This window comes from Amycolatopsis alba DSM 44262, assembly GCF_000384215.1.
In the GTDB taxonomy this organism is placed as follows: domain Bacteria; phylum Actinomycetota; class Actinomycetes; order Mycobacteriales; family Pseudonocardiaceae; genus Amycolatopsis; species Amycolatopsis alba.
The window spans coordinates 7,092,608-7,112,488 of sequence record NZ_KB913032.1; the positions used below are offsets into that span (position 1 = coordinate 7,092,608).

Sequence of the window (19,881 nt, forward strand, 5' to 3'; positions counted from 1 at the left end):
GCCGGGCTCACGCGTGCGAGTTACGGTGGCCTGGTGACGATCACCGGGTTCTTCTCCTCCTTCGAAACGGGTGATCCGCAGCCGGTGGATCCAGCCTTGCGTGTCGGCACCGGACCGGCTTCGTCGCCGACGGCGAAGACGGGCGTCGGCTTCACCGGCGCGCACGCCCTCCGCTACGGGAACACGCTGCGCGCGACGGTGTTCGAAGTGGACATCGAGGTCACCGGCCACCTGGAACTGTCCTATGTGGTCTTCCCCGAAGCCGAGCCCGACGCCGTGCCCAGCTATCACAGCACCTTCGTGGCGCTGGACGTCGAGTTCGCCGACGGGACAGCCGCCGGGTTCAGCGCCTCGGAGCAAGGCCTCGGCAAGACGTTGTACGTGGACCAGTGGAACCTGGTACGCCGCAGGCTGGGCGGGTTCGCCGGACGACGGATCGCCCGGATCGTCCTGATCAGCGAGCCGCCGGACGGCGCGAGCGCGGGCTGGCTGGACGACGTCCGGATCACCGAACGCGCCGTCGAGATCCGCGAACCGGTCGACCACGTCCGCACCACCCGCGGCACGCATTCCAGCGACAAGTTCTCGCGGGGCAACAATTTCCCCGCGACGGCGGTCCCGCACGGCTTCAACTTCTGGACCCCGGTCACCGACGCGAGCGCCACCAACTGGCTCTACAGCTATCACCGGCACAACGACGCCGCGAACCGCCCGGCGCTGCAGGCGTTCGCACTGTCGCATCAGCCGAGCCCGTGGATGGGCGACCGGCACACCTTCCAGGTGATGCCGGGGATCGGCCCGGTCGAGGCGGACCGTGACCGTCGCGCGCTCGCGTTCTCCCATGACGACGAGATCGACCGGCCACATCACTACGGTGTCCGGTTCGTCAACGGCATCACCACCGACATCGCCCCGGCGGATCACGCGGCGCTGATCCGGTTCACCTTCCCTGGTGATCGCGGCTGGCTGCTGTTCGACAACGCCCGCAACCGCGGCGGCCTGCGGCTCGACGCGGCGAAAGGCATGGTCACCGGGCACACCTGGGTCCGCAGCAGGTTGTCGGCCGGGGCGCGGCGGATGTTCGTCCACGCGGAGTTCGATGTCCCCGCCGAACGCGGCGGGAAGATCCGCCGCCCGGCCTGGCGCACGGTGACCGGGTTCCTGGAGTTCGCGGCGGGCGAGGTGACGATGCGGATCGCGACGTCGCTGATCAGCCTCGCGCAGGCGAAACGGAACCTCGACCTGGAGATCCCCGCCGGCACGACCTTCGAGCAGGTCCGCGGCCGGGCCCGCGCACAGTGGGCGGAGGTGCTGGACCGGGTCGAGATCGAGGGGGCGACCGAGGACCAGCGCACGACGTTCTACTCCAACCTCTACCGCCTGTTCCTGTATCCGAACTCTGCGCACGAGAACACGCCGAAGGGCGTCCGCCACGCGAGCCCGGTCATCCGCCGCCTCCGGCCCAGCACCCGCACCAGGACCGGCGCGAAGGTCGTGGACGGCGAGATGTACGTCAACAACGGCTTCTGGGACACCTACCGCACCACCTGGCCCGCGTACGCCCTGCTCACCCCTGGCCGGTGCGGCCGGATGATCGACGGATTCGTCCGGCAGTACCGTGAAGGCGGCTGGATCTCACGCTGGTCCTCCCCCGGCTACGCCAACCTCATGACCGGCACCAGTTCCGACGTGGCGTTCGCCGATGCCTACCTCAAAGGCGTGCGCGGGTTCGACGCCGAGGCCGCCTACGAAGCGGGCCTGAAGAACGCGACCGTGACGCCGCACGGGCAGAGCGTCGGCCGGAAGGGCCTTGCCGAGTCGATCTTCCTCGGGTTCACGCCGACGTCGGTCCACGAAGGCCTGTCGTGGGCGCTGGAAGGCTGTGTCAACGACTTCGGCCTGGCCAATCTCGCCGAGAAGCTCGGCCACCACGACGACGCCGCGTACTTCCGGCAGCGCTCGCGGCAGTACGCGAACCACTTCGACCACCTGATCGGGTTCTTCCAGGGCCGCAACCGTGACGGCAGCCGCCATTTCGCCGCCGAGGGCTACGACCCCGAGGCGTGGGGTGGCGACTTCACCGAGACGAACTCCTGGAACACCGCTTTCTCCGTTCCGCACGACGGCGCCGGGCTCGCCGCGCTGCACGGCGGCACCGAGGCGCTGGAGTCCAAACTGGACACGTTCTTCGCGACGCCGGAGACCGGCCGCAAACCGGGTTCCTACGGCGGGCTGATCCACGAGATGACCGAGGCCCGCGATGTCCGGATGGGACAGTACGGGCATTCCAACCAGCCATCGCACCACATTCCCTGGATCTACAACCACGCCGGCGCGCCCTCGAAGACGCAGCGGATCGTGCGGGAGGTCCTGCGGCGGCTCTACGTCGGCAGCGACCTCGGCCAGGGCTATCCGGGCGATGAGGACAACGGCGAGATGTCCGCCTGGTACGTCTTCGGCGCGCTCGGGTTCTACCCGCTGGCGATGGGCAGCCCCGAGTACGCGATCGGTTCGCCGCTGTTCACGAAGGCGACCGTCCACCTGGAGAACGGGAAGGACCTGGTCGTCAAGGCGCCCGGCAACACCGAGGACACCGTGTACGTCCACGGCCTGACGATCGACGGACGTCCGCACGAGAGCAGCACGCTCGCGCATTCCGCGCTGGCCGACGGGGCGGTGCTGGAGTTCACGATGGGCGCGCAGCCGTCGGACTGGGGCCGGACCCCCGCCGAACCGGCCACCCCGTGCCCGCTCACGGACATCACCGCGGGCGCCGGTGCCCTGTTCGACGACACCACCAAGACCGAGGTCACCTTCTCCGAACGGGAACCGGTCATCGATTTCCCCGTCGAAGACACCGCCCGCGACGTCGTGATGTACACCCTGACCTCGGGAAGCCGCCGCGGCGATCCGCGTTCGTGGGTGCTGGAGGGATCCGACGACGGCGAGCGCTGGACGCTGCTGGACCAGCGTGAGGGCGAGACGTTCCGGTGGCGCCTTCAGACCCGTCCGTTCGCCCTCGCCGAGCCGGCGCGGCACGCCCGATACCGTCTTCGCATCACCTCGTCCACCGCCAGGCGGGTCACCCTCGCCCAAGGAGAGCTGCTCGCCCGATGATCTCCCGCATCACCCAGGCCACGACCGACCGTCTGGTCGCCTCCGACCCCGGCCTGGTCCGGCTCCGGCTCGCCTTCTCCGCCGTGCTCAGCATCGTCGTCGCGGTGCTGGCGATCCTGCCGTTCCACCAGCCGCTCACGGTCACCCTCGTCGCCGCGATCGCCGCGATGACCTCCGCCTTCACCGTCAACGACACGACCACGGGGCAGCAGGCGGTGACGCTGTTGCTCGGGCTGGTGCTCGGCGCGGCGTCGCTCACCGCGGCCAGTGTGGGTTCGGCGGTGCCGCCGCTGGACAGCGTCGTGTTCGTACTGTTGATCTTCGTCGCGGTCTACGCCCAGCGGTTCGGTTCACGCGGGATCGCGCTGGGGTCGCTGTCGTTCTTCCTGTTCTTCTTCGCGATGTTCCTGCAGACGCATCTGAAGCAGGTCCCGGTGCTGCTGCTGGCGCTGACCATCGGCATCGCGGCCAACGCGGTCGTCCGGTTCGTCCTGGTGCGCAAGCGCACCGACGCGGAGTTCCTCCGGATCCGGCGGGCGTTCCGGGCGAGGCTCGCCGCGGTGGTGCGGGCGGCCGAGGACCATCTCGCGGTGGGCGGCAGCGAGCGCACCCGCAAGCGGCTCCGCACGACGAACTCCCGCATGCACGAGTCGGTGCTGCTCATCGAGGACACCGCGCCCGAGGTGGCGGGCGCGGAGTCGGCGAACCGGCTCCGCCGTCGCGCGATCGAGGTCGAGCTGGCGGTGCAGTGGCTGACGATCACCGTGCAGCGCACCTGCGCCGAGGATCTCGACGAGGACGTCCGTGACGATCTGATCGCGCGGATGCGGCGGTTCCGGTCACTGATCGAGCGCGATCCGCGGGAGCTGCCGCTGATCAGCGAGACCGAAGAGTTCAGCAAGATGCTGGTGGAAGGCAGCCGGATCGACGAGCACGCCGCGCCCGGTGACGGAGTCCGCCGCGCCCTCGCCGAACTCGCGCTGGCCGACGTGCGGGCGCAGCGGGTCGCCGAGCACGACGTCTCCGATACCGCCGACGATCCCGAAGATCCCGACGAGGAGAAGTCTGCGGCGTTCGCGTACGACAACCAGACCCGCAGCGCCATTCAGGCCGTCGTGGGCGGCGGGCTCGCCGTTCTCGGCGGCGAGCTGGTGTCGAGCCAGCGGTGGTACTGGGCGGTGCTGACGGTGTTCGTGGTGTTCATCGGCTCGTCGACCGCGGGGGCGACGTTCGTCAAGGGTGTCCGGCGGCTCGGCGGGACCCTGATCGGGATCGTGGGCGGGCTGGTGCTGACGCTGGTGGTGTCGGGCAGTGTGCCCGCGACGCTGGCGCTGATCCTGGTGTGCGTGTTCGGCATGGTCTACATGGCGCGGGTGTCGCAGGTGATCATGGCGTTCTTCATCACCAGCATGCTCGGCCTGCTCTACAGCCTGCTGGGGACGTTCAGCCTCGAAGTGCTCTGGATCCGGGTCGCGGAGACCGCGGTGGGTGCGGCGGCCGGGGTGCTGGCGGCGGTGGTGATCGTGCCGGTGCGCACGCGCGCGGTGATGCTGGACGACGTCTCGGCGTTGCTTGACGAGCTGGACGAGTTCGTCGAGAAGGCCGCGGGCCTGCTGTCCGGTGCGGAGAACGTGAGTGTCATCGAGAAGTCGCGTGATCTGGACCGGGCGGTGGACAAGGTCCGCACGACGATCGAGCCGCTCACCCATCCGGTGAATCTCAGCAGCCGCCGTGACTACGGCTGGCATGTGCTCACGACGGTGGAGACGATCGCCTTCCGCGCCCGGCATGTCGCCGCGCGGTCGCAGGCCGGGCTGCTGGTCAACGAGGCGGATCGGCTGCTGCTGTACACCGGGCGGATCCGGGAGAACATCGTGGTGCTGGGGAAGGCGATCGGCGATCCCGGCGGTTCGGGGCACGGGACGCTGGTCCGGGACGACGGTACGCCGGTGGCGGACCGGATCGACGATCCGCGGGCGCGTTCGGTGCTCACCAGTCTCGGGCATCTCGACGAGACGGTGATCGCGCTGGGCCGCGCGTTCGGGGTGGAGGCCACGGATCCGGCGCCGTCCGGGAAAGGGTGACGGCCCCCTTCGGTTCGAAGGAGGCCGCCGCCTCTGGGGATCAGTTCTTCGGTTTGGGGCAGGTCTTCCACGAGAAGTGGTAGGTGGTCTTGATGGAGCCGTCGGTCGAGTCCATGGTGACGAAGCTGGTGGTCTTCTTCGGATCGGAAGTGCCGACCGCGGCCCGCAATTCCGTGTTGATGTTGAAGTTGCGGTCCTCGCCGCAGGGTTTGTAGACGATGGCCCCGACTTCGATGTTGTCGGTGAACTGCCAGTTGTCCTCCAACGGGCCCTTGAGGGTGTGGTTCACGTTGGCTGTCGGGGAATTGCCCTGGAAGTAGTAGTTCGCTCGTTCCAGGCCGGTGGCCCCCGCGGCCAGGGAAGCGAATCCACGGTAATCGGTGCCCGCGATACCGTAGGTGAATCCCTGCGGTACGTGGACATAGAGGTTGAGCTGGCAGTTCTTGCGCAGATCGGTCGGCTTGGCACCGAGTCCGACCTGGGCGGTGTATTCGCTGTAGGTGACCGTGAACGCGGTGTTGTCCGGTGATACGGAAATAGCCGCGGTACCCGGTCTGCATCCGGTTCCGATGATCGTGACGACGTCGATGACGATCTTGTCGGACGGCAGGGGCGGCGGCACCCAGCCGCTCGGCGTGACGACCGAGGAGAGCAGCGTCACGGCGGCAACCAGCACGTTGAGCATGAGATCCTTCCCAAAGCTTCCACGCGGCGGGAACTGGGCGGATGCGATGTCAGCGAGACGATCTCGTCCCGGCCGCCCGCCGATCGGACGAAACGGATTCGGTCACCGGACTCAGGGGCGACCGCGGAAACAGGGTCGTCGAGAAGACTCGCCGCCGCCGGGCAGGGCGACGACGAGCCGCGATTTCCTCGGTTCAGGCGGCCAGCGCCCTGACCGGGGTATGGGTGGGAGACGGCCTTCTTCCGGACCGGGAAGCAGGCCGTCACCCTGGGGACGATGTCAGGAGCCCGGACAGACCTTCCACGAGAAGTGATAGGTGGTGTGGAACGCACCGTCGGTGGAATCCATCGTGATGAAACTGGTGGTCTTCCTCGGATCCGACGAACCCGCCGCGACCCTCAGTTCCGTGTTCACGTTGAGATTCCGGTCCTCGCCGCAGGGCTTGTAGATGATGACTCCGCCCTCGGCCTCGTCGCGGAATTGCCAGTTGTCCGACAACGGCCCGTTGATGGGGTGGCTCACCTGCGCGGTCGGCGAATTGCCCTGGAAATAGTAATTCGCCCGCTGCAAACCCTTTGCGCCCGGCTCGAGCGCCGCGAAACCGCGGTAATCCGCGCTGGCGATACCGTAGGTGAATCCCTGCGGCACGTGGATGTTGAGATTCAGCTGGCAGTTCTTCCGGAAGTCGGTGGGCTTCGCGCCGACCCCGACCTGCGCGGTGTATTCGCTGTAGGTCACGGTGAAGGCACTGTTGTCCCTGGCGACGGCGACCGCGGACGAACCCGGCGGGCAACCGGAGCCGTTGACCGTGACCACGTCGATGACAACCCGGTCGGGCGGCGGTCCCGGCGGCGCCCAGCTATTCGGTGTTAATATCGTCGAGAAAAGTGATACGGCGGCAACCACTGCATTGAGCATGGGGTCCTTCCCAAAACTTCCACACGGGGGGCGGGGAACTGGGCGGACTCATGTTAGCGAAACGATCTCGGCGATGCCGCCCGCCGATCGGACGAAACCATCCCGGCAATCGGTTCATGAAATTATATTATGGTCTGTAACCGTTTTCCGGGGGCGGCGAAAAAGCCACTTTACCCGGAAAACACCACTCGGTTCGCACGATATGGAAATTGCGTTCGCGGACTGCTGTTGACGGTTCCGGAAAGACAGCCCCGCTCAGGCGGCGATCAGCCCCACGGCCTCGCCGAGCACCGCCACCGCCTCCGGCCGCCATGGCCCGGCGGTGATCACCACCACGTGGTCGAGCCCCCACGACGCGAACTCGGCGCACCGGCCCGCTAAGTCCTTTGAGGACTCCCCTGGCGCCAGCCGGGTCGCGATGGTCTTCTCGATCTCCTCGACCGGCCGTCCGACGTCGGCGCAGTGCCGGGCGAGGACGTCCAGATGCCCGCGGACGGTCTTGCCGCCGTCGGGAACGTCGAAGAGGTTGCACGCGTCGGCGTACTCGGCGACCAGCCGCAGCGTCCGCTTCGGCCCGGTGCCGCCGATGAGCACCCGTGGCCGCCGGACCGGCAGCGGGTTGTTGACCGGCCGTTCCAGCCGGTAATGCCGACCGGTGAACGCGGAGCTGTTGCCGTCCCACATCCGGCGCGCGATCCGCAGGGTCTCCTCCAGCCGCTCGAACCGTTCGGCGACCGGCGGGAGCGACAGTCCCATCGCGCGTGCCTCGTCCTCCTGATATCCCGCGCCGATCCCCAGCCAGGCCCGGCCCCGCGAAAGGACGTCCAGCGTGGTGACGGCCTTCACCAGCAGGGCGGGCGCCCGGAAGGTGGCGGCGCTGACCATCGTGCCGAGTTTGATCCGGGACGTCTCCGAGGCGAGGAAGCCCAGGGTGGTGTACGCCTCCAGCATTTCCGAGTCCGGATCGCTGCCCGGCGCGGTCTGCAGGAGATGGTCGGCCACCCACAGGGTGTCGAGGCCGGTCGTGTCGGCCACGCGGGCGACCTCGGCGAGGTTGTCGACCAGCGCGGCCTGCCCGCCGGGCCAGGAGAAGTCGGTGACACTGACACTGATTCGCATGATTCACGTCCTTGGGTGAGAGGTATGACAGTGGGAGCACGTTGCGAAAGCCACTTTCTTTCGCAACGCTGAAGGTTGCGAAAGTGGCTTTCGCAACGCCGCCGCCCGGAGGCCGAGGGCACTCAGGGGGCTTCAGGGCGCGCGAAGGGCGGCGGTCCGGCGATCGGGCTCAGGTGGATGCCGGCGATGAGCCACCGTTCGCCATCGCGCACGAACACGTGGGTGACGCGGAATCGGCCGTCGACCCGGTTCCCCTGGTGCGTTCCCTCCTGTGCGTGCACGCCGACGGACACGGCGGCCGCGCGGTAGTCGCGGATTTCGACCTCGGCCCAGTCGAGCTTCTCGGTGATCAGGTCCCCGCCCCGGTAGCGCTGCAGCCATTGCGGCTTGCCGAGGACGAAACCCAGCGGCCCGACCAGGGTGAAGTCGGCCGCCGTCATCCTGTCGAGTGCTTCCGTGTCGCCGCGGACCTCGGCGTCGGCCCAGCGGGCTCCGAGCTCGCGGATCTCGTTCTCCGTGCTGCGCATGGCGTTCCCTCCATCTCGTTCGATGTCCACAACGTTAGATATCGAACGTTTCGATGTCAAACGCTTAGATTGATGCGCTATACTGGGTGGCGTGCAGAAACCGACCACGGCACCCATCGGCGTCGTCCTCGCCAAGACCGCGAAGACCGTCGGGCGCGCCTTCGACCAGGCGCTGGCCACCGACGGCGGCTCGCAGCCGGTCTGGCAGATCCTGATCACGCTGAAGACCCGGCGCGTGGCCAACCAGCGGGAACTCGCGGCCGCGGTCGGCATCCAGGGCGCCACGCTGACCCATCACCTCAACGCGATGGAGAGCGCGGGCCTGATCACCCGGCGGCGCGACCCGGACAACCGGCGCGTGCACGTGGTCGAACTCACCGACGAGGGTGAAACGGTCTTCCACCGGCTGGCGAAAGCGGCGATCGCACACGACAAACGGATCCGCGCCGGATTCAGCGACGAAGAGATCACCACACTGGCCGGGCTGCTGTCCCGGCTCGCCGCGAACGTGGCCGGTGGTGGCATCGATCAAGAAAACAGTGACTGGACGCACCCGAACGGCGACTCGGGACAGGACTAGCATCGCGGTACAAAGTCGATGTCGCCTCAAGCTGGAGAACCGCAATGACCCAAGCCCCTGTCAACGTCACCGTCACCGGTGCGGCCGGCCAGATCGGCTACGCGCTGCTCTTCCGCATCGCGTCCGGTCAGCTGCTCGGCCCGGACACCCCGGTGAAGCTGCGGCTCCTGGAGATCCCGCAGGCGGTCAAGGCGGCTGAGGGCACCGCGATGGAACTCGAAGACGGCGCGTTCCCGCTGCTGTCGGGCATCGACATCTTCGACGACCCGAAGCAGGCCTTCGAGGGCGCGAACGTCGCCCTGCTGGTCGGCGCCCGTCCCCGTGCCAAGGGCATGGAGCGCGGCGACCTGCTCGAGGCCAACGGTGGCATCTTCAAACCGCAGGGCGAGGCCATCAACGCCGGCGCGGCGAGCGACATCAAGGTCCTCGTGGTCGGCAACCCGGCCAACACCAACGCCCTCATCGCGCAGGCGCACGCGCCGGACGTCCCGGCCGACCGCTTCACCGCGATGACCCGCCTCGACCACAACCGCGCGCTCGCGCAGCTGTCGAAGAAGCTGGGTGTACCGGTGACGGAGCTGAAGAAGGTCGCGATCTGGGGCAACCACTCCGCGACCCAGTACCCGTCGATCGCGCACGCCGAGGTGTCCGGCAAGCCGGCGACCGAGGTCATCACCGACCAGCAGTGGCTGGCCGAGGACTTCATCCCGACCGTCGCCAAGCGCGGCGCGGCGATCATCGAGGCCCGCGGCCTGTCCTCCGCCGCTTCGGCCGCCTCCGCGGCGATCGACCACGTCCACACCTGGGTCAACGGCACCCCCGAGGGCGACTGGACCTCGGCGGCGGTCGTGTCCGACGGCTCCTACGGTGTCCCGGAGGGCCTGATCTCCTCGTTCCCGGTCACCGCCGCGAACGGCGAGTACAAGATCGTCCAGGGCCTGGAGATCGACGACTTCTCGCGCGCCCGTATCGACGCTTCGGTCAACGAGCTGGCCGAAGAGCGCGACGCGGTGAAGAAGCTCGGCCTCATCTGAGCCTGATCCACCCGTGCAAGGCGGCCGTGTCCCGAGGGGCACGGCCGCCTTTCCGGTTCAGCTCGCCCGCCGGTCCGCACCGATGATCGTGTCGAGGTTGGCCCGAGTGCTTTCCAGCTCCCCGATCGCCTCGTCGATCCGGTTCCGCTGCTGCCGCAGGGCGTCGACGAGTTCCGGGCAGTCGGGTGTCAGCCAGCCGTCCTCGTCGATGATGCAGGGCAGGATCTCCAGGATCTGCGCGGTGTTCAGCCCGGCCCCGAGCAGGATCCGGATCCGCCGCACCGCCGCCACGTCGGCGTCGCCGTACACGCGGTAGCCGCTCGGCCGCCGCTGCGGGGTCAGCAGCCCCTGCTCCTCGTAATACCGGAGCGCGCGCTCGCTGACACCCGTCCGCCGCGCGAGTTCCCCGATCCTCATCCGCGCTCCAGCCTTGACTCTCACGTCGATGTCAAGGTTTAGCTTAGCCGCCATGACCACCGTGACCGTCCTCGGACTCGGCCCCATGGGGCACGCCCTCGCCGCCGCGCTCACCGCCGCCCGCCACCCCACCACCGTCTGGAATCGCACTCCTGGCAAGGAAAACGGCCTCGACGCCACCGTCGCCGGGACGGCCGCCGAAGCGATCGCGGCCAGCCCGCTCGTGATCGTCTGCGTCCGGGACTACGCCGTGGCACAGTCGATCCTCGACGCCGAAGCGCTCAAGGGCCGCACCCTGGTGAACCTCAGCGGCGGATCACCACGACAGGCCCGCGCGATGGCGGACTGGGCCGCCGGGAACGGCATCGACTACCTCGACGGCGTCATCATGGCGACGACCGACGCGATCGGCGGCCCCGACGCCGCATTGTTCTTCAGCGGGCCCGCCGACGTCTACGAAACGCATCGCTCCACCTTGGCCGCGCTCGGCGAGAACGCGCGCTTCGTCGGCGATTCCGCCGGCCGGGCCGCCGCGTTCGACGCGTCCCTGCAGGACATGCTCTGGACCTCGATGAGCGGCGTGGTGCACATGTTCGCGCTCGCCAAGGCGGAAGGCATCGCCGCCGCCGACATCGCAGGGGAAGCGAAAGCGTTGCTCGGTTTCTTCCCGGACATGATCGACGTGCTCGCCGAACAGGTCGGCTCGGACCGTTACCCCGGCGAGTACGGCACCATCGGCTCCGCCGCGGCGACCATGGACCACGTCCTCGACGCGATCCGCGCGCGAGACCTCGACAACGGCGTGCTGTCCGCCGCCCGCGCCGAGGCGCAGCGAGCCATCGACGCCGGGCACGGGGAGGACGGCTTCGGCAGGCTCGCCGCACCCTAGGCCTATTCTTGTTTTATGCCAACCCCACAGGGCTATTCGGGTACTATTCGACCCATGGACCCGAGAGGGCGGTAACATGATCACGATCTGACCCGGCAGTCCCACCCTGCGAAAGGGGATCATGCCTTCCTCACCCGCCCCTGGCTCCGACCGCGCCCGGCTCGCGATGAAGCTTCGCGAACTCCGCGCGGCCACCGGGATGTCGGGTAACCAGTTCGCCAAGGAACTGGGCTGGCCGCAATCACGGGTGTCCAAGATCGAAACAGCCGCGCAGTTCCCGACCGGCGACGACATCGTCGCCTGGCTCGGGACGGCCGGCGCCCGCGGCGAAGAGAACGTGGTCACCGAACTGCTCAGGCGCGCGCGGGTCGAATCGGTGTCGGTCCGCCAGGAGTTCGGCAAGGCAGGCGGGGCCGGGGCAACCCAGCGATCGGTCCACGAGCAGGAACGCCAGGCGGCCAGGGTCGCCACCTTCCAACCGGCGATGCTCCCCGGTTTGCTGCAGACACCCGCTTTCATGCGCAGCCTGCTGTCCCTGCCGTCCGGGCCCGCACAGATGGGCAACGCCTCCAGCGCCGACATCGAACAGCTGGTTGCCGCTCGCATCGAACGGCAATCGCTGCTGTACCAAGGCGACAAGGACCTGCCGTTCGTGATCGGCGAGGCTGCCCTGTGGATCCGCGTCGGGGACCTGGAGACCCAGCTCGGCCAGCTGGACCGGCTTCAGTCCCTGGCCGGCCTGCACACGGTCGACCTCCGGATCCTGCCCTTCGGGAAAGCCACCCCGATCGCCCCGCTGCACGGATTCAGGATCATCGACGCCGAGTTCGTCGCGGTGGAGACCTTCACCGGCGAGCATCAGCTCAGGGACCCGGACGAAATCGCCCTGTACCGGCAACTGTTCCGCCTGCTGCACGAAGAAGCGGTCGGCGAGGAGGAAGCGGCCGGGCTGATCCGGCGTGTGTCGCGCCGTCTGGTCACCGAAGACCCGGATGGGTGATCACCCCGCCATCCGGCAAGCCCGGCATTCCGCATGCGACTCGTCGAGACCGGTGATGAAACTGTGGTCCATGGTGGCGAGACTGAACCCGTACTGGCAATTCAGCCGGAGCATCGGCGCGTCCGTGATCAGGCGCATCGCCGCGTGCGCGACCAGGTTGCCGACCACACCGGCAGTCACCGCGTTCGCCGCGTTCACCGGGACCTCCGTCGGAGTCCTCCAGGTCTCCAGCGGTGGCCGCAACGCCTCACGGTCCTGTTCGGCGAGGCGGGCGCATTCGTAACACGGCCCTGCACCCGGACGGTAGATGCCGACGTTGACCTGCGGGCCGTGATAGCCCCCGTGCACCCAAGGGGTGCCGGTGGACACGCACGCCTCATTCGTCCAGGCCCGGAGCTCCGAAGGCTGGTCGGCGACCATCACCAGCACGTCGCAATCGGCGGCCAGCCTTCGCAGGGAGGCCACGTCCTTGATCCTCGTCGCCTCTCCGGTGACCTCGATGTCGGAGTTGACCGCCCGCAGCCGGTCCACCGCCACCTCCACCTTCAAGCGGCCCAGATCCCGCTCGGTGTAGAGGATCTGGCGGCTGAGGTTGGACAGTTCGACCACATCCGGATCGACACAGTGCAGCCGTCCCACCCCGGACATGCACAGTCCCAGAGCCGCCGTGCAGCCGACGCCGCCAACGCCGACCACCACCACCCGCGCCTCGGCAAGGCGGACCTGGAAATCCCAGCTCGAGATCCTGCGCTTCAGGTCGATCCAGCGGTACAGCGACCGGCCTCTCGAATGCCGTTCACGCTGCCGCGCGCTCAACGCGGTGCACTCCGGCTCGTCGGCGTCCTCGACATATCCGAGTTCGACCAGTCTTTCGATGGCGTCCGCGGCTTCCTCGGCGGAGCACGACGGGAAGCGCCGCGTCAGGTCGGCGACCACCTGACCGACCGTTCGCGTCCCGTCCAGACAGGCCAGCAGCGCCCACACCGCGCCATCCGGATCCTTCAGCTCGGCGGCGATGCCGAACACCTTCCCGCCGATCCGAATCCCGTCCCCGAAACGGACCGGTCGATGCTCGCCTTTCACGCGTGGACGCATCAGAACCTCCCCTCGGTCAGTTGTTGTCGGCGCAGTAGACGTGGTGTACCGCGTCGGCGCGCTCCACCATCACGATCTCGATCATTGCCATCCACCTCCCCCGCTCAGGCCCCGCCGGTGACCCCATCGCCTCCACAATGTAGAATCGCGAGTTGTAGACGTTCTCAAATGTAGAGCTTCACATTGTGGGAGTCCATGGCAGCACCGTGGGCCATGCGGGTGATGTCGTGGTCGCACTACGTGACCACCCTGAAGAGGCGGTGACTTCATGAGCACGCTGAACCCCACTGCCGTCAAGCGCTGGATCGCGCTCGAGATGAAGCGCCTCCGGGAAGCCGCCGGCTACGACAGAGCGACCGCGGCGGAACGTATCGGCAAGGCAACCACGGTCATCGCGCACATCGAGACCGCACGAAACCTGCCGGCGCCCGCCGACCTGGAAATCCTGCTCGCCTTCTACGGCGCACCGGAGAAGGTCGAATTCTTCCGCGACATGACCAGGCGAGCGAAACGCGGCCGCGACTGGTGGATCAAATTCAACCGAGCGGTGCCCGAATGGTTGAATCTGTATCTGGGGCTGGAAACCGGCGCCGCGCGCATCAACACCGTCGATCTGATCGCACTTCCCGGACTGTTCCAGACCCGTGCCTACGCACGCGCGATCATGCTGGAAGGCCGGAAATGGTCCTCCGAAGCCGAACTCGACGCCATGGTCGACCTGCGGATGGCGCGACAGGAGATACTCGAGCGCACCGAAGACGCTCCGCAGATCTGGTCGATCCTTGACGAGAGCGTCCTGCGGCGGCAGATCGGCGGACCTGCGGTGATGCGTGAGCAACTGCAGCACTTGATCGACCTGTCCGAACGACCGAAGATCGACATCCAGGTCCTCCCCTTCAGCGCGGGCGCCCACGGCGCGTCGGACGGCATGTTCATCATCTTGACCTATCCACCCGAGTTCCGGGGCGACCCTGGAACCGTTTATGTCGAAAATCGACGCGAAGGCCTCTACTACGAGAGCGCCGCAGCTCTCCTCGATTTTCGCAACACATTCGAACGACTTCAGGTTCAAGCGGAGAACCCTGAACGTTCACGTGCTCTGATCCGCGATTGTGCAAGGGAAATTGATGTCCACTGATTCACCCCGCCCCACCCTCACCACTGTTTCGGGCTGGTGGAAGTCCAGCTACAGCAATGGGGCGAGCGGTTGCGTCGAGTTCAACGCCTCCATGCCCGGCTACGTCGGCGTGCGGGATTCGAAGCTCGGCGAGAAAAGCCCGGTCCTCGTGTTCACACCGCACGAGATCCAAGCGTTCCTGACGACGCTCACGAACGGAACTGGGCCGAGATGTCCGTGAAGGACTCCTTGAGGGAGTCAGAGGCCGGGTCTCGTGACGCTCAACGTCTCGAGCGTGGCGCTCGTGACCTCGGCCGTAGCCCCTCACGACACAATGGCCCCGTGCACCTGGACGCGATCCTCACCGGTCAACCCTCGGAAGTCCTCTCCCGGATCTTCGGGCTCTCCCCCGCCGAGCGGAAAGCCCTCATCCCCGACCTCATGGCCGCGTTCAAGGACAGCCGAGAATTCATCGAGATCGAACCCGACACCTACGGCGTCCGAAACCCGCTCAAAGGCCAGCAAGCCGCCACGGCCCTCTTGGCCATCCTTCCCACAAGCGACCCCCTGCTCCGGAAACTCTGGATCGCCACACCCACGATCCTCGAACGCGTGCTGCAGGACCGGCCCCTCGCCGAACGCAAGGCGATGGCTCTCCGCCTGATCGGCCACCAGACCGCGTGGGAAGCGATCCGCCGCATGACCCTCGACGGCGACCTCGAACCCATCCGGACACCCGAGTACCACGCGGGCTGGTTCCGCTGGGCCGGACGCTTCGGCGGAAAACCCCTCGCCGAACGGCTCCGAACCGAACCCGAAGCGCTCACCGAACTCTGGGAACTCCTCACGCTCGAAGGCAACGGGGATGCCAGCTTCGCCGCCTTCGACAAGTACGTCCGCGACGAAGACAAATGGTCGACCGCGCTCCTCGAACTCACCGCCACCGGCGAACTCGACCGCACCAGACTGCTCGACCTCACCCTCGACGTCCTCGCCCGCGACTTCGCCGCCTTTCGCGCCCAGTGGTACGCCGCCCTCCACGAAGCGCTCGCACCCACACCGGACGAACGCACAACGGCACAAATCCGCTACGCCCGGCTATGCGGAAGCAGCCTCCCCCGCACTGTCTCCTTCGCCGTCAAAGCACTGTCTCTCGTGGACAAACAAGGCACCCTCGACGACGAAATCGCCCTCCAGCACCTCCCCGCCGCCGCGGCGGGACGAGGCGCCACCACCGCCAAACTCGCGCTCAAACTCGCCGGCCGCATCGCAGACCGGCGACCCGAACTCACCGACATCGCCAACGAAGTCTTCGAAGCGGCACTCACCCACGAAGCCTCCGACGTCCGCGCCCTCGCCACCGCCCGGCTCGGCGTCACCCCCGAGACACCGGACGTCATCGACACCGCCGAATACCCCGAACCCACACGACCACCCTGGGACCAGCGCAAAACACTGACCATCCCGCTCGACGTCCCCGACACCCCGGCCGCGATCGCGGAAGCCCTCTCCTCCCTCCTCGCCGATCCCGACCAGGCCGACCTCCTCCTGGCCGTCCTCGACGGCGCACACCGCGTCACCGGCGAACTCCAGGACGCCCTCAAACCACTGGTGAAACGCGCCACCAAGATCGCAGGCGAGAAGCACGCCGCGGCCGTCCCCAAACTGGTCGCCACCCTCGTCCTCGGCCTCAGCGGCCGCGACGTCGCCTGCCCACCACAGGTCGAGGGCTGGCGTCGTCCGCTCCACCACCGGGTCAACGCCCTGCTGGACGGCACCGCCCGCCCTGTCTCCGCCGCCACCCACCAGGGCGGCTGGCTCGACCCGGTCGTCTTCGTCTCCCGCATGCTCGAACACCCGGAAGCACCCGAAGACGACGTCGCCGACGCGCTGCTGAGGCTTGCCCCGGACACCCGGCCCGAAGCCCGCTCACTCGCCTCGGCACTCACCGGCCCGCACGCCGACTGCATCCGCTACGCCCTCGGCGGACCGCCCATCGGCGACACCGGCTGGACCGCCCTCGCCGCCGCCCGTGCCCGATACCCCGAATCCGCCGACCCCGCCGCTGCGCTGCGCGGTGACCCCGGACCGCCGTTCACCTGGACGGCGAAGATCGGCCTGAACCAGTACGGCTTGACCTCGCTGGACATCGACGAAACCCCGGAAGCCGTCTCACCGAAAGCCCCCTGGCTGGGCGTGCTTTTCGGCAGCCCGGCGCCCGAATGGCTCGGCTTCACCGAATGCCACGAAGCGGTCTCTTCACCCTACGACCGCGACCACCTGGAAGCCGCCGTCGCCGGGAACCTGCTCTTCAACGACTTCGAAGTCGGCTACCCCGTGGAGAAGGCCGCGCTGCCGCCATTCCTGGACAGTCCTTCGACACCCGGCCTTCCCGGCACGATGCTCATCGCCACCACGCTCGTGCTGAAACGCGCCGCCGCCGTCCAGCTGGGCATGGACGCCGCACTGACCCTCTTGGACCGACGGATGCTCGGCCCTCGCGCGCTCGGCGAAGCACTGGGCGTGCTCGGCCCTGAGCTCATTCCGACGAGGCTGGCCCCCCGGCTTTCGACCATCGCGAACGAACACCCGATCGCCATCCTGTCCACTTTGGACACCTTACTGCCGAGGCTGGAACCTTCTCACCGCGGCGTCTTCGCGCTGTTGGAGCTCGCCGCGGACCTGATGGAACGCGGCGCGGGCACGATCAGCGCCGAAACGAAGACCTGGCTGGCAGGTTTCAAAGGCAGTTCGAAGGCGGCGAAGGCGGCATCACGCCTCAGCCGCTGACATCCGGGCCGCCAGTACGTGCGAACACGGCCCCCGTGTCTCCTGATGCTTGGCCCACCAAGCACAGGTGCAACCCGCCGGGGACAACCGCACCCGCTGCACCGACCCGGCACGGGTGATCTCGTAGCCGCCGCCGGGTAACGACCGGACCGCCCCGGCGGCCACGAGCTCACGCGCCTTCGCCAGTCGGCCGTTCACCGGAGCGTTCCCGCTCGGCAGCTCCCGCGGGAACCACGTGCCGTCGACGACGTCGTGTCCGGCACGCCCCGCGACGAGTTCCGGCGCGTCGAGTCCCGCCGCCAGCGCGTTCAACCAACCGCCTTCACCGGAGAAGCCGCGGGACGGCTCCGGAGACAGCGTCACGACGAGTCGCGCGCGCTCCAGCTGAAGCACCCAGCTCGCGACCTCACTGTCCGGTCGTGTGTAGACGGTCAGTCCTCGGGCGAACCGGACGAGTGGCTCGACCACGCGCAGCCGATGCAGTCCGGACGCCGGGATCGAGTCACGGCCCGCACGCGACGTCAGCCGGAGCCCACGCCCGGACGGCACAGCCCACGACCTGCCACCGGCGGTGGGCAGCCGCCGCAGGAAGGCCTGTGTTTCGACCTTGTCCAGCTCCGCCATCTTGACCGCGCCCGCCGTGACAGCGGCGACCTCGGCGAAGCCCGCCACCCAGCGATCAGGCAGCGGTACCAGCGACTCGTCGTTCTGCCCGTCGAGAGTTCGCAAGTGGATTCCCTCACCGCGAACGGTCAGGTGCAACGGATCCTGTGCCACGACGCCTGCCAGAACGGTTCGTGTCGCGTCCGACAGGTCGACGTTCGTGCACCCTTCACCGAGACTTCCGACTTCCTGGAGATCAAGCCTGGCGTAGACGCCGCAGCACGGCGAGAAAGCCTCCGCTCGCAACGTTGTCCGGCTCGCGGTGAACACCGGATCGGACTCGGCGATGAGCCGGTTCACCATCGACGGCGGCATCCAGAACCGCGTGCGGGCGACCTTTCCCAGTACGAGCAGCGCCTGAGCGGCCTGAGCTCCGGGTTCGACGAAACCCTTGAAGAGCACCGGCGTCGCGGTGTGCTCTTCGACCGGCTCGAGCTGGATCTCGGTGATCATCGGGCAACCCTAGCCAGTACCCCCGACACTCTTGGCGGTTTTGATTGTCAGATCGTGTAGTTGATCTTGTTCGTTGCCAAGGTGAATAGGTCGTTATACACTTTATAACCGACGACAGGCCCCGAGCGGATTCTCCCGAGACCTGCCGCCGCCCTCCCCCGGAATCGGCCTACCTGGCCGATTCCCAAGTCGCACCCGCGTCCCAGGTGGGGTCCTGGTATTCCGAAACCAAGCCGGGGTGGGTGATCGCGACTCCCCCGCCGAAGGAGGCGCGCTCGTCGTGGCGGCAGATTCGTCCGGCCGCGTAGCCGATCGCGAGGCCCACTGGCAGCAGTGCGAGTTCGGCGATTTGGATCCAGTTGGCGAACATCGGTCTCCCCGCTCTCCGACCTACCGTGTCCTCCCGATGCTATTCGCCAGCTATGCACGTCCGAAGCGGCTATTCGTGTACTATTCGCTTGCGGACGCCTCAGCCTGCCGCCGGCGATAGGCACGCTGCTGACATGCCCTCGAGCAGTAGTCCCGCGGCCTGCCCCGCCCGACCCCTTCCAGAGGCTTGCCGCAGATGGCACACTCCCCGCGCTCAGTTTCGTCACGCATTACCTCACTCCCCCCGCCTTCAATGAGCGCCTGGACCCCGTCGAGGGTGCGCTGCAGCCCGAATTCGAAGGGGTCGAGTGGCGCGTCCATACCGCCGCCCTTCCACAGCCTCGTCAGGGCGGGATAGCCGTCGAGGCGCTCGAACAGGGACTCGCGTTCGCTCCACCAGCGTTCATGGGACACGCCCGTGCGGCGCTGGAGTTCCGCGGTCTCCCCCGCCTGCCGCGCGACGGACTCGACGAATCCGCCGACCAGGTTCACGACCGCGATCACCTGCGCCGGCGCCAGGCCGCTCCGCGAAGCCACGTCCAGCGCGTGGTCGTACCCGGCCATGATGTTCGGCCCCGGAAGGCGACGGGTTCCGGCGCTGTGGACCAGCCACGGGTGACAACGGTGCATCTCCCAGACCCGTCGCGCCCAGTGTTCGAGGCCCGCGCGCCAGCCGAGCCCGGCCGAAGGCTTCATCGGGAACTCGCCGTGCACGGCGTCGCGCATGAGTTCCACCAGTTCCGCCTTGCCGGGAACGTACCGGTACAGCGACATGGTGGTGGTGCCGAACCGTTCCGCGACCTTGCGCATCGACAGCGCGGCGAGTCCCTCCGCGTCCGCGACTTCGATCGCCGCCGCGATGATCCGGCCGAGACTCAACCCCGGCCGGTCCGGTTCGGGTGCGCCCCACAGCAGCTCGATCGCCCGCTCGGGATCCGGCTGCGCGTCGTCTTCCGTCACCAGCACTCCTTGACGCTCTTCGCTCATTCGTGTTTAAGTAATAAACCGCAGTATATCCCATAAA

General features: G+C 67.8%; 18 protein-coding genes. 9 read left to right on the forward strand and 9 right to left on the reverse strand.

Annotated elements, in window-relative coordinates:
* The first annotated feature begins 33 nt into the window (after window positions 1-33).
* Both AMYAL_RS0133400 and AMYAL_RS0133405 read left to right on the forward strand, forming a co-directional pair.
* Complete coding sequence (locus AMYAL_RS0133400; protein ID WP_020635645.1) at window positions 34-3,117, forward strand: GH92 family glycosyl hydrolase; 3,084 nt, start codon at window positions 34-36, stop codon at window positions 3,115-3,117.
* Window positions 3,114-5,201: an FUSC family protein gene (locus AMYAL_RS0133405; protein ID WP_020635646.1), complete on the forward strand. Its 2,088-nt coding sequence runs from the start codon at window positions 3,114-3,116 to the stop codon at window positions 5,199-5,201. Before AMYAL_RS0133400 ends, AMYAL_RS0133405 begins: the two co-directional genes overlap by 4 nt.
* A 40-nt stretch (window positions 5,202-5,241) precedes the next feature.
* On the opposite strand, the gene AMYAL_RS0133410 is transcribed toward AMYAL_RS0133405, so the two are convergent.
* From AMYAL_RS0133410 to AMYAL_RS0133425, 4 genes are all read right to left on the reverse strand, one after another.
* A complete protein-coding gene (locus AMYAL_RS0133410) occupies window positions 5,242-5,886 on the reverse strand; it encodes a DUF4360 domain-containing protein (protein WP_020635647.1) in 645 nt (214 codons plus the stop codon).
* A 279-nt stretch (window positions 5,887-6,165) separates the two neighbouring features.
* Window positions 6,166-6,804, reverse strand: coding sequence for a DUF4360 domain-containing protein (locus AMYAL_RS0133415; protein WP_026467654.1), 639 nt, complete (start codon window positions 6,802-6,804; stop codon window positions 6,166-6,168).
* 255 nt (window positions 6,805-7,059) lie between these two features.
* A complete protein-coding gene (locus AMYAL_RS0133420) occupies window positions 7,060-7,923 on the reverse strand; it encodes an LLM class F420-dependent oxidoreductase (RefSeq protein ID WP_020635649.1) in 864 nt (287 codons plus the stop codon).
* Between the two features lie 122 nt (window positions 7,924-8,045).
* Window positions 8,046-8,450 (reverse strand): nuclear transport factor 2 family protein, encoded by a 405-nt coding sequence (locus AMYAL_RS0133425; RefSeq protein WP_020635650.1) that lies wholly within the window; start codon window positions 8,448-8,450, stop codon window positions 8,046-8,048.
* Window positions 8,451-8,541: 91 nt separating this feature from the next.
* Here AMYAL_RS0133425 and AMYAL_RS0133430 point away from each other — a divergent pair, with 91 nt between their 5' ends.
* Complete coding sequence (locus AMYAL_RS0133430; RefSeq protein ID WP_020635651.1) at window positions 8,542-9,030, forward strand: MarR family winged helix-turn-helix transcriptional regulator; 489 nt, start codon at window positions 8,542-8,544, stop codon at window positions 9,028-9,030.
* Between the two features lie 44 nt (window positions 9,031-9,074).
* Window positions 9,075-10,064, forward strand: coding sequence for a malate dehydrogenase (locus AMYAL_RS0133435; protein WP_020635652.1), 990 nt, complete (start codon window positions 9,075-9,077; stop codon window positions 10,062-10,064).
* A gap of 57 nt (window positions 10,065-10,121) precedes the next feature.
* Here the strand turns inward: AMYAL_RS0133435 and AMYAL_RS0133440 are convergent, their stop codons facing one another.
* Window positions 10,122-10,481 carry a MerR family transcriptional regulator gene (locus AMYAL_RS0133440; RefSeq protein ID WP_020635653.1) on the reverse strand — a complete coding sequence of 120 codons (360 nt, stop codon included), beginning with the start codon at window positions 10,479-10,481 and terminating at the stop codon, window positions 10,122-10,124.
* Between the two features lie 52 nt (window positions 10,482-10,533).
* On the opposite strand from AMYAL_RS0133440, the gene AMYAL_RS0133445 reads away from it, so the two are divergent.
* Together AMYAL_RS0133445 and AMYAL_RS0133450 are read left to right on the forward strand one after the other, a co-directional pair.
* Window positions 10,534-11,370 (forward strand): NAD(P)-dependent oxidoreductase, encoded by an 837-nt coding sequence (locus AMYAL_RS0133445; protein WP_020635654.1) that lies wholly within the window; start codon window positions 10,534-10,536, stop codon window positions 11,368-11,370.
* Between the two features lie 121 nt (window positions 11,371-11,491).
* A complete protein-coding gene (locus tag AMYAL_RS0133450) occupies window positions 11,492-12,370 on the forward strand; it encodes a helix-turn-helix domain-containing protein (protein WP_020635655.1) in 879 nt (292 codons plus the stop codon).
* On the opposite strand, the gene AMYAL_RS0133455 is transcribed toward AMYAL_RS0133450, so the two are convergent.
* Window positions 12,371-13,465: a HesA/MoeB/ThiF family protein gene (locus AMYAL_RS0133455; RefSeq protein ID WP_020635656.1), complete on the reverse strand. Its 1,095-nt coding sequence runs from the start codon at window positions 13,463-13,465 to the stop codon at window positions 12,371-12,373.
* 268 nt (window positions 13,466-13,733) lie between these two features.
* On the opposite strand from AMYAL_RS0133455, the gene AMYAL_RS0133465 reads away from it, so the two are divergent.
* The 3 genes from AMYAL_RS0133465 (at window position 13,734) to AMYAL_RS0133475 (ending at window position 17,372) form a co-directional block, all read left to right on the forward strand.
* Window positions 13,734-14,603 (forward strand): helix-turn-helix domain-containing protein, encoded by an 870-nt coding sequence (locus AMYAL_RS0133465; RefSeq protein ID WP_020635658.1) that lies wholly within the window; start codon window positions 13,734-13,736, stop codon window positions 14,601-14,603.
* Window positions 14,593-14,823: a DUF397 domain-containing protein gene (locus AMYAL_RS0133470; RefSeq protein WP_026467655.1), complete on the forward strand. Its 231-nt coding sequence runs from the start codon at window positions 14,593-14,595 to the stop codon at window positions 14,821-14,823. The genes AMYAL_RS0133465 and AMYAL_RS0133470 overlap by 11 nt, the downstream gene beginning before the upstream one ends.
* A gap of 101 nt (window positions 14,824-14,924) precedes the next feature.
* Window positions 14,925-17,372 carry a DUF6493 family protein gene (locus AMYAL_RS0133475; protein WP_020635660.1) on the forward strand — a complete coding sequence of 816 codons (2,448 nt, stop codon included), beginning with the start codon at window positions 14,925-14,927 and terminating at the stop codon, window positions 17,370-17,372.
* Here the strand turns inward: AMYAL_RS0133475 and AMYAL_RS0133480 are convergent.
* From AMYAL_RS0133480 to AMYAL_RS0133490, 3 genes are all read right to left on the reverse strand, one after another.
* Entirely contained in the window at window positions 17,355-18,488 is a 1,134-nt protein-coding gene (locus tag AMYAL_RS0133480) for an SWIM zinc finger family protein (protein WP_020635661.1), read from the reverse strand. The genes AMYAL_RS0133475 and AMYAL_RS0133480 overlap by 18 nt on opposite strands.
* A gap of 169 nt (window positions 18,489-18,657) precedes the next feature.
* Window positions 18,658-18,858 (reverse strand): hypothetical protein, encoded by a 201-nt coding sequence (locus AMYAL_RS0133485; RefSeq protein ID WP_020635662.1) that lies wholly within the window; start codon window positions 18,856-18,858, stop codon window positions 18,658-18,660.
* Between the two features lie 80 nt (window positions 18,859-18,938).
* Complete coding sequence (locus tag AMYAL_RS0133490) at window positions 18,939-19,817, reverse strand: TetR/AcrR family transcriptional regulator (protein ID WP_026467656.1); 879 nt, start codon at window positions 19,815-19,817, stop codon at window positions 18,939-18,941.
* Between the last annotated feature and the right edge of the window lie 64 nt (window positions 19,818-19,881).

What these genes read in the sequence shown, in the direction of transcription:
- AMYAL_RS0133405 (WP_020635646.1), top strand. Translation starts at nt 3,114, where the DNA reads ATGATCTCCCGCATCACCCAGGCCACGACCGACCGTCTGGTCGCCTCC.
- AMYAL_RS0133410 (WP_020635647.1), bottom strand. Translation starts at nt 5,886, where the DNA reads ATGCTCAACGTGCTGGTTGCCGCCGTGACGCTGCTCTCCTCGGTCGTC.
- AMYAL_RS0133415 (WP_026467654.1), bottom strand. Translation starts at nt 6,804, where the DNA reads ATGCTCAATGCAGTGGTTGCCGCCGTATCACTTTTCTCGACGATATTA.
- AMYAL_RS0133420 (WP_020635649.1), bottom strand. Translation starts at nt 7,923, where the DNA reads ATGCGAATCAGTGTCAGTGTCACCGACTTCTCCTGGCCCGGCGGGCAG.
- AMYAL_RS0133425 (WP_020635650.1), bottom strand. Translation starts at nt 8,450, where the DNA reads ATGCGCAGCACGGAGAACGAGATCCGCGAGCTCGGAGCCCGCTGGGCC.
- AMYAL_RS0133435 (WP_020635652.1), top strand. Translation starts at nt 9,075, where the DNA reads ATGACCCAAGCCCCTGTCAACGTCACCGTCACCGGTGCGGCCGGCCAG.
- AMYAL_RS0133440 (WP_020635653.1), bottom strand. Translation starts at nt 10,481, where the DNA reads ATGAGGATCGGGGAACTCGCGCGGCGGACGGGTGTCAGCGAGCGCGCG.
- AMYAL_RS0133445 (WP_020635654.1), top strand. Translation starts at nt 10,534, where the DNA reads ATGACCACCGTGACCGTCCTCGGACTCGGCCCCATGGGGCACGCCCTC.
- AMYAL_RS0133450 (WP_020635655.1), top strand. Translation starts at nt 11,492, where the DNA reads ATGCCTTCCTCACCCGCCCCTGGCTCCGACCGCGCCCGGCTCGCGATG.
- AMYAL_RS0133455 (WP_020635656.1), bottom strand. Translation starts at nt 13,465, where the DNA reads ATGCGTCCACGCGTGAAAGGCGAGCATCGACCGGTCCGTTTCGGGGAC.
- AMYAL_RS0133465 (WP_020635658.1), top strand. Translation starts at nt 13,734, where the DNA reads ATGAGCACGCTGAACCCCACTGCCGTCAAGCGCTGGATCGCGCTCGAG.
- AMYAL_RS0133470 (WP_026467655.1), top strand. Translation starts at nt 14,593, where the DNA reads ATGTCCACTGATTCACCCCGCCCCACCCTCACCACTGTTTCGGGCTGG.
- AMYAL_RS0133480 (WP_020635661.1), bottom strand. Translation starts at nt 18,488, where the DNA reads ATGATCACCGAGATCCAGCTCGAGCCGGTCGAAGAGCACACCGCGACG.
- AMYAL_RS0133485 (WP_020635662.1), bottom strand. Translation starts at nt 18,858, where the DNA reads ATGTTCGCCAACTGGATCCAAATCGCCGAACTCGCACTGCTGCCAGTG.